Below are 8,859 nucleotides of genomic sequence, written 5' to 3'. Positions count from 1 at the left end.
GGTACCTTTCTTATTTTTATTCAAAATTTCAACAGAAAATTTAACAGACCCAAAAAAATTAAAATGAATTGAGTAGTAACAAAACCGAGTGTTTAAAAAATACTTTATGATGTAACTATAAAATTTGTTTTATAAGTGTCTTTAATGGATTATCTCATGATGCTTTTTAATGGCGTATTAAATAACGGATGAGGATTAATAGTTATGAGCTGTGGGATTTTTTAATCAATTTAAAAATTTTAAGTTTTATATTGTGATTTTATCGAAGTGTTTTTTTAGTTTTTGGTAAGTTTCCTTTAATCCCTCACTAACTACTTTCGTATGTCCAATAATAGGCATAAAATTAGTGTCGCCTTTCCATCGTGGTACTATATGGATATGTAAATGGTCTTTTACTCCGGCTCCGGCAATGTCACCAAGATTTATGCCAATGTTAAATCCTTCAGCTTTCATTTCCTTCTTTATTATATCAACAGAATGCCGGGTTAATTTCAGCATTTCTAGAAGTGTATCATCGTTTAATTCAGAAAGCCCAGCAAGGTGTCTAAAGGGTGCGATCATGAGATGTCCATTATTATAGGGATAATAATTCATAATTACAAAAGAGTGATTTCCCCTCAACAGGATAAGATGTTCTTCATCGTTGTTATCTTTGATGTATTTACAAAAAAAACATCCCTTTTCTTTTGGATTTAATATGTAGTCAATCCGCCATGGAGCCCAGAGATTATCCAATTATTTATGTGCCTCCTCCTTTTTTCTTTTTGCTTCTTCTATTATTTTATCCTGAATTTCTCTGGGTACAGTTTCGTAGTGAGAAAATTTTTGTCTATGATAACCGCGTCCCTGTGTCATGGATCTTAATGCAGAACCATATTTATATAGTTCAGCAAGTGGTACTTGTGCTTTAATTTTCTGAAAGTTACCTTCCGTTTCTATACCAAGTATTTTTCCCCTCCTACTTGAGATATCCCCCATTACGTCACCCATGAATTCTTCTGGTACTAGAATTTCAAGTTCGTAAATCGGCTCCAGAAGAATCGGGTTTGCATTAATAAAGCACTCTTTGAAAGCACCTTTACCTGCTATCTGGAAGGAAATATCATTAGAGTCTACGGGATGTTGTTTACCATCGTAAAACACTGCTTTTACATCTGTTACCTTATAACCCGCCATTATACCTTCTTCACAAGCTGAGCGCACTCCCTTTTCAACGGATGGAACAAAAACTCGGTCAACATTTTGCCCTACAAGAGTATTTGTGAATTCAATGCCTTTACCCCTTTCCAGTGGTTCTATATACATCCATACTTCTGCAAACTGGCCGGCGCCACCTGTTTGTTTTTTATGTCTGTATTTTGCCTCTCCTTTTTTAGTTATGGTTTCTCTATATGGTATTCTTGGTGGCATCTGGTTAACTTCTACATTATATCTGGCTTTAAGTCTGTCAAGGACAACCATGAGGTGGAGTTCACCCTGACCAGACAGAATCGTTTGTTTTAGTTCAGAATCATATCTATAATTGAATGTTGGGTCCTCATGGTTTAATGCCTGTAATCCCTCGGATATTTTTTCCTCATCACCTCTTGATTTTGGTTCTATAGCTATTTCAATCACAGGATCAGGGAAGGTAACTCTTTGATACTCTATTGGTGATTTTGGATCAGTTAAGGTATCCAGTGTATGTGAGTTCTTAAGTTTTACTGTGGAACCTAAATCACCGGCATGGAGATGTGCTACTTCATTTTTATTTTTCCCGTTTGTTATGTAAATCGTTCCAATTCTTTCTGTGGTTTTAGTGTGTGGATTTAATAAATCCAGTCCAGATTTTAAACATCCCGACATAACTTTAAAAAATAATAATTCACCAACGTGTAACTCACTCAGGGTTTTGAATATATAAATAGATACAGGTTCGCTGTCACTCACTTTTCTTTTTATTTCTTTGCCGTTTGCAAATCCTGTTATTTCTCCTCTTTCATTTGGAGCTGGAGCAAAGTCTTTTATTAACTCCAATATTCTTTTAGCATCGATATTATGTGCTGCAGAGGAAGCGAGTATCGGGAAAATTTCACGATTGATTACCGCATTTTTTAATCCATTTATGATTTCCTCCTCGGAAAGTGTTCCGTTCTCAAAAAATTTTTCTAGCAGTGAATCATCAGATTCAGCTATTGTTTCTATTAAATCTTCCCTCAATTCATCAACTTCTTGTTTTAAGTTATCAGGAATGTCTTCAATTGAGTAATCGCCCTTTGAATCGGGATTATATTTTAGTGCTTTTTCTTTTATTAGGTCAACGATTGTTGTAAACCCCAATCCCTCATTTACAGGTATCTGGATAGGCACTGCTTTTTTACCAAATGTATTTCTGATTGATTCAACAGTTTTTTTGAAATTTGAGTGTTCTCTATCAAGCATGTTAATTATAAACCATACGGGAAGGTTCTCTTCTTCCGAAAATTTGAATACCATTTCTGTGCCTACCTCTACACCAGTCTGGGAATGGACAAGTATTAATCCAAGATCGACTACCTTAGCGATAGCTTTGCTTTCTGATATAAAATCGAGATAGCCGGGCGTATCAAGAATGTTTATTTTGATTTTATCCCATTCCACGTGCATTAAGCTGGTTGAAATAGAAAATTTTCTTGCTATTTCATCCTGATGGTAATCTGATACAGTTGTACCGTCTTCAATTTTACCAAGTCTTGTGGTAACTCCTGCTGTGTATAAGAATGCCTCTGCAAGAGAAGTTTTGCCTGATGATGCATGGCCGAAAAGCCCGACGTTTCTTATTTCATTTGTTTGGTATTCCTTCAAGTTTATTCCTCCTCTTATTTGTTTAGTTTATGTCTTAAAATATTACCATATTCATCTTTTGGAATACTTTTCACTACTTCTAATTCATCAGGGATGAGGTATTTTGGTAGATGGTCTATTATAACTTTTTTCAAAGTTTCTGTATCACTCTTTATTCCGTTTTTTAATTTGATACATGCTTTGTATTTATCATGTCCACCACCGGATTCTGTTACAGAAATTGCAACATCATTTACCTCTTCCAGTTGTCTTATAAAATCTTCAATATCTTCGATATATACTTCGTATCCATGTCTATGAAGTATATTTTTCTTCTTAGATTTTAAATAAATAAAATCGTCGTGATCTTTATATCCAATCAATTCTGTCTTTATCCAATCCTTATAAATTTTAGTTTGATCGTCTATTATTTGATTACAAATATTTTCCCCTTTTATTGCCAGGTACCCTGGTTTGTAGGGGGGCATTTCTTTTCCATCTTCATTAACAATTAAAACCTGGTTACAAGGTAGTGGTTTGCCAATTGATAATTCTACTCGCTCAAGTTTGTTTAGATTCCAGCAACAGACTTCGGAAGTTTCAGGAAGTCCAAAGCCTTCGAGGATTGTAAAATTGAATTTTTCTTCAATTTCCTTAAATATTTTACGATCATACAAAATACCGTTTAGTAGTATAACTTTTTGTTTACTTTTTCTTTCAATATTTTCAAAATTTTCAACAGTTTCTATTAAATAATTTGTGTCTGTAACAAATATAGTAACTTTCTGTTTTTGAATCTGTTTTGCAATTTGGTTGGGAATATTATTATTTGAAATGACCAGTCTACCGCCAGAAGCAAGACAAGTGTTTAGAATCTGTATATTCCCTTTTGTTGTATGTAAAGGATAGGAATTGATAAAAACTTTCTTTGGAAGGAATTTTACAATTCCTGCAAGTGACCGAGCTGCAGAGGTTATGTTTTTATAAGAGTAGCCTATTCTAGATCTTTTCTGCCGAAATTTTTTTAAGAAAAAAAGTATTTGTCTTTCTTCAAAATTTGGGTAAGTAGTTTGTTTAAATTCTGATTCATAATTTATTAATTCATTGATATTTAATGAGTTGTCTTTATTCGAACTGAATATTATTTTTATAAATTCGCATTTTGAGAGAAATTTAGCCTTATCAACTTTGTCATTTGAATTATTATTCAATATGAGAATATCTGGTTTTGTCTGCTTTAAAAGATTTGATAGTTCCTGATAAGTGATATTTGGTGGTATTATTACTACATCAGCTCCCAATTTGATAGAAGCAAAATAAGAAGTTATAAATTCTGGGGAACCAGGTAAAAAAAGTGCAATACGCTTGGGATAGTTAGCAAACGACCTGTTTATTATGTTACAAAGATTATTTACTGCGTTGTTTATTTGTTTGTATGAATAATTATTCTCATGATATGAAATAAAAGTCTTATTAGGATTGTATTTTGAATAAAAGTCTAAGTACTCAAAAATGTTCTTCATAATTGTAAATTTTTTCTTAAATAAGCTTGAAATTTTAGCAATTTAGAGGTGGATAGTCAAGCTTTATGTTTCATTTTAAATTTTTGTTATATTATTTAATATTAATAAATTAAAATGTTTGATCTTGATGAGGATAAGTAACATGAAGTATATAATGTTAAAGTCCAAAATACACGGATGCGTTGTTACTGAAAGTAAATTGGATTACGAAGGCAGCATCACTATTGATAGAGAACTAATGGATAAGGCAAAGCTATTTCCTTATGAAAAAGTGCTCGTACTTGATCTGACTAACGGCAATAGGTTTGAGACTTATGTGATTGAAGGAGAAAGGAACAGTGGTGTTATATGTGTAAACGGTGCGGCTGCCCGGCTGGTTTATCCTGGTGATAAATTGATTATTTTATCTTTTGCAATTTTAGATGAGAATGAGTTAGCCGATTATAAACCAATAATAATTATAACCAATGAAAATAATCGTGTGATACAGTAATCTTTTTTAATGAAAAATTTTTTTAAAATATTTATCCCTCTTTTTTTAAGTGTATTAATATTTATAATTGTTTATGTGGTTGACACAACTTTTTATAATGTACCAAATTTTATAAAGAGTTTCCGAATTGAAAGAGAGATAGGATTAATTGCTGGCATATTTCTGGCAGGAATTTTTGCCCATAGCATAATAAAACTAAATAGAAGGAGCTACTATTTTTTGAGTATTGGTTTATTACTTTCGATGTCTCTGTTCTGGGGAGTAAATGGAATCCTGGCATATTTATTAAGAGACTATCTTGAATTGTGGGGGAAGAGTCCCCTTCTTGCAGAGTTCCCTGTTTACTGGAATATTTATTCTGCTTTTATAACTTTTTTAGCCTTTATAGGAATTTCATTTACAATATTGATTGCAGATGAATTAGTTAGAATTAAAAAAAGCATTACTGTATATATTATGTGGTATGGTTGCTTATTTTTCTGCTTGATTCTATCAGTTTATCTTATGATATCTGAGAACAGATATACCTATGAACCAATAAATGTGGTAAACTTTAACTTTATTTCTATTTTATTGCCATCTATAATAATAATGTTATCATTATCTGCCAGTTTTCACATTGGACTATTTAACTGTTATCAGGGATTTAAAAGAATCATTTATGTATTTACTTTAGTAATAACACTTGGTATCAGTTTAGTATTACCAGTTTCTAAATTAGTATATCCTGTGATATTAATGGGTGGGTTTACCCATGGAGCATTCTTATCATCTATCCTTGTTTTGAATGGATTTATATTAGGACAGTTAATGAACTACTTAAGGGATTTATTAAGAAAGAGAGAAGATGTAAATGAAAGTTACAGATTAGTATATAATCTTTCACAATTATTGAATCAGAGTAAGTATGAGGATTATGTTACTTCTTTGTTAAGGATTTTTTGTGAGGAGGTGAAGAAGATATACTCTGTGGATTTATATTGCTTTGCGAGGGAACAAGCTGGTAAAGTAGATGCTTTTAGAAGCGAGGAATCGATAGAATGTAAAGAGCTATTTCCTAAGGTTATGGAGAATATTAATGATCACATAAGATGTGGTGAACAGGAATTCTACATTATTGATGATAAGAAGATATTAGATATCTGTGGTAAAATGGCAAATTCCCTTTTATTTATACCTTTTGTTTTTTCCAGAAGCGAAAAATTGTACGCTATTTTTGGCGATAGGAGAGATTGCTATTTTAGATTTATTAACTTTGAAGTTTTGAGGAATATGTATAATCAGGTAAAAGCTCTTTATTTTTTGTTGTTGAGGTTAAAGGAACGTGGAGAAACTTAAGAGATTTGCTTTGTTATGTATATAAGGGGCTCTTTTTCAAGGTTGATTTGATATGGCTCGGCTAGTGCTTCTCCATTCTTGTCTCTTATTACCTCGACTGTTGGTCGAACCGGTCTCTGTTTATTGATTGATATAACCCGTGCAAGCTCACCTGTATTTAACTTTACATAACTACCAACAGGAAATATTGAAATTGTATCTATCATTGCTCTAAGTACTTTTGGATCAAATAATTTTGCCCTTTGCTGTATGATAGTCTGAATGGCTTTCTGTGTTATAAATCCATCTCTATATGCTCTTCCATGAAGTAGAGCCTCAAGAGTATCGGCAAGTCCAATTATCCTCGCATACATAGAAATTTCATTTCCACGCAATCCTCTTGGATAGCCTGAGCCGTCATATCTTTCATGCTCCTGGTATATTGCTTCGAGCAAATAAGGATAATCTGTTCTTAGTTGAGATATTAATTCCACACCAAATTCTGGGTGTTTCTTGATTAGGTCGAATTCTTCATTAGCTAATCTACCGTGTTTAAATATAATAGAGTTTGGTATTTTTAACATTCCGATATCATGAAACAAAGCTGAAACTGTAAGTTCATTTAGTTTTATCTCGGGTAGATTTAGCCCCATGCCTATTTTTAGACTTATTATTGCTACATTTACCTGATGTGATACAAGCCATTTACTGTATCTTTTCTTTTGGATTGCTAAAGCAAGGAGTTCTTCGTGATTCAATACGTTATTAACAAAAGTGGGAGCCAACTTCAGTACTGGAATAATAAAATCATGCGATTTAGTATTTATCTGGTTAATCGCCTGTTCCACTACTTTATTTGCTTCGAGATAAAAATCAATGCCCGAATATTCCAGGGTTCCTGCTGTTATTTGTGATTCCCTTTCAGGCACTCTCTTTATGTGGTCCTCCTTAGAGGAGGTCCTTTCTATTTCTTTTTCCAGTTCTTTAAATGGTGAAAAGGGTTGCTCTTCTTTTTCTTCAGATTTCTCTATTTCAGGCTCTTTTATTGATTCTTCTGTAGTTTCTCCTTCTTCTTCTTGAATGAGCTGTTCGGTAATAGTTGGTTCTTCTTCAGAAATAGGTGGGGGGATATGCGGTTTTTTTAGGTCTTCCATTAACGATTCTAAACTACTGAATTCATATTCTTCTTGTTTTTCCTCTTTTTCTGTGACTGTTTCTTTAGTCTTACTGATTTGCTCTTCAATAGGAGCCGCTGTTTTTGTTTCTTCCTTTTCCTGTACAGTTTTCTCTCGAGTCTCTTCCTCTACGTTATTGGTCGCTTTTATTTCCTCAATTTTTTCAGTTTTTTTCTTTTTAACTTCTTCTGTAGGTTTGTGTATGACTGTTTTGGGAGTTTTTTTTAAAAGCTCTTCTCTAATTTCGTTAAAACTGCTTAATTCCAATTCTGGTTCATTTTTCTCTAAACCTATGCTTTCTACCTTTACTGCCTCTGGCATCTCTTTCTCTTGTATTTCTTCAGTAATTTTGAAATCAGGCTTTTCTTTCGCTTTTAATTCCTCTTTCTCTTTTCTTTTTTCTTTCATTGATTCTTCAGACTTTTTACAAGAATCTAATAGTTTTTCTTTTAGGGATTCATAACTACCAAAGACAGCTGTATAGTCATCTTTTTTTTCTTCTTCTTTTTTCCTTTCCTCTTTTTTCCCATCAAGCTTTTCTTCTTTGGGTTTATCATTTTTAACCTTATTTTCTGACTCTTTATTCAAAAGTTTTTCTTTTAATTCGTCAAGATTTCCAAAAACTATATCATAGCATTTATCTTTATTGGATTTCTCTTTTTTTATCTCCTCGTCGCTTTTTCTATCATCATTATAGAATTTGAGTATATCTCTCATTCTGGGTGTCATAGACTAACTTCCCTTACTATAGAGCTATCAATTTTTTCTAATTTCTTACCGTATCCTATAACAAGGCAAAGATCACATATGTTATTTATAAGTCTGGGAATACCATCGGATTTTTCAAAAATCATTTCATAAGCATCTTGGGTAAACATTGAATCTTCTCTTCCCGCAACCCTTATTCTATATTCAATATATGATTTAGTATCATCCAGGTCAAAGGGTTTTAGGTGGTATTTAATTGCTATTCTCTGGTTGAATTGTGGGATTTTTTGAATCAACTCTTTGAGTTCGTTTTGTCCAACAAGGAATAGTGTCAGCAAAAATCTGTCATTTAGTTGAAAATTGAGTAAAAGCCTTAGTTCTTCATAGATATCAGGGTCTTTGATTTCCTGTGCCTCATCAATAATTACTATAGTATGCTTTTGTTTTCTGGCAGTATCGTAAAGGAAATCATTTAATTTATGTACCAGATCAAGCTTGGAGTCGGAATTTGTTTCAATATCTAGTTGATATAGGATTTCTTTTATTAATTCAATAGGTGTCCATCTTGGATTGGTAAGATAGGCAATTTCAAATGGACCCTGGGATAGTTCTTTGATAATTGTATACATTAAAAGTGTTTTACCACATCCATAATCTCCAGTTAGTAAAGCACAGCCCTTATTGCTGTGAATAGCGTACAAAAGGCGAATCATAGCTTCTTCGTGTTCTCTTGACCTATATAGAAACTTCGGGTCCGGCGTATTCTCAAAAGGTTTCTCTTTTAACTTCCAGTAGCTTTCATACATTCTATCCTAACCTCACGAATATCAAATCCACTATC

7 protein-coding genes are annotated in these 8,859 nt (G+C 32.8%); 2 read left to right on the top strand and 5 right to left on the bottom strand.

Features of this window, described 5'->3' with window-relative positions:
• Positions 1-246 precede the first annotated feature (246 nt).
• Genes H0Z29_11400 through H0Z29_11390 form a run of 3 tightly spaced genes read right to left on the bottom strand, consistent with a single transcriptional unit; the run spans position 247 to position 4,325 of the window.
• Positions 247-735, bottom strand: a complete 489-nt coding sequence (locus H0Z29_11400) for an HIT domain-containing protein (protein MBO8132095.1) — start codon at positions 733-735, stop codon at positions 247-249.
• Complete coding sequence (locus H0Z29_11395) at positions 736-2,823, bottom strand: elongation factor G (protein ID MBO8132094.1); 2,088 nt, start codon at positions 2,821-2,823, stop codon at positions 736-738.
• A gap of 14 nt (positions 2,824-2,837) precedes the next feature.
• Positions 2,838-4,325, bottom strand: coding sequence for an acyl--CoA ligase (locus H0Z29_11390; protein ID MBO8132093.1), 1,488 nt, complete (start codon positions 4,323-4,325; stop codon positions 2,838-2,840).
• Between the two features lie 142 nt (positions 4,326-4,467).
• On the opposite strand from H0Z29_11390, the gene H0Z29_11385 reads away from it, so the two are divergent.
• Positions 4,468-4,818, top strand: a complete 351-nt coding sequence (locus tag H0Z29_11385; protein ID MBO8132092.1) for an aspartate 1-decarboxylase — start codon at positions 4,468-4,470, stop codon at positions 4,816-4,818.
• Positions 4,819-4,827: 9 nt separating this feature from the next.
• Positions 4,828-6,156, top strand: a complete 1,329-nt coding sequence (locus tag H0Z29_11380; GenBank protein ID MBO8132091.1) for a hypothetical protein — start codon at positions 4,828-4,830, stop codon at positions 6,154-6,156.
• Here H0Z29_11380 and H0Z29_11375 read toward each other — a convergent pair.
• Positions 6,153-8,039, bottom strand: coding sequence for an HD-GYP domain-containing protein (locus tag H0Z29_11375; GenBank protein ID MBO8132090.1), 1,887 nt, complete (start codon positions 8,037-8,039; stop codon positions 6,153-6,155). The two genes, H0Z29_11380 and H0Z29_11375, sit on opposite strands and share 4 nt — an antisense overlap.
• On the bottom strand, positions 8,036-8,824 hold the full coding sequence (locus tag H0Z29_11370) for an AAA family ATPase (GenBank protein MBO8132089.1): 789 nt from the start codon (positions 8,822-8,824) through the stop codon (positions 8,036-8,038). Before H0Z29_11370 ends, H0Z29_11375 begins: the two co-directional genes overlap by 4 nt.
• Between the last annotated feature and the right edge of the window lie 35 nt (positions 8,825-8,859).

It is taken from the genome of Candidatus Neomarinimicrobiota bacterium, assembly GCA_017656425.1.
Lineage (GTDB): Bacteria > Fidelibacterota > UBA2242 > UBA2242 > B5-G15 > JACDNV01.
This window is presented reverse-complemented; position numbering and strand designations above follow the sequence as displayed.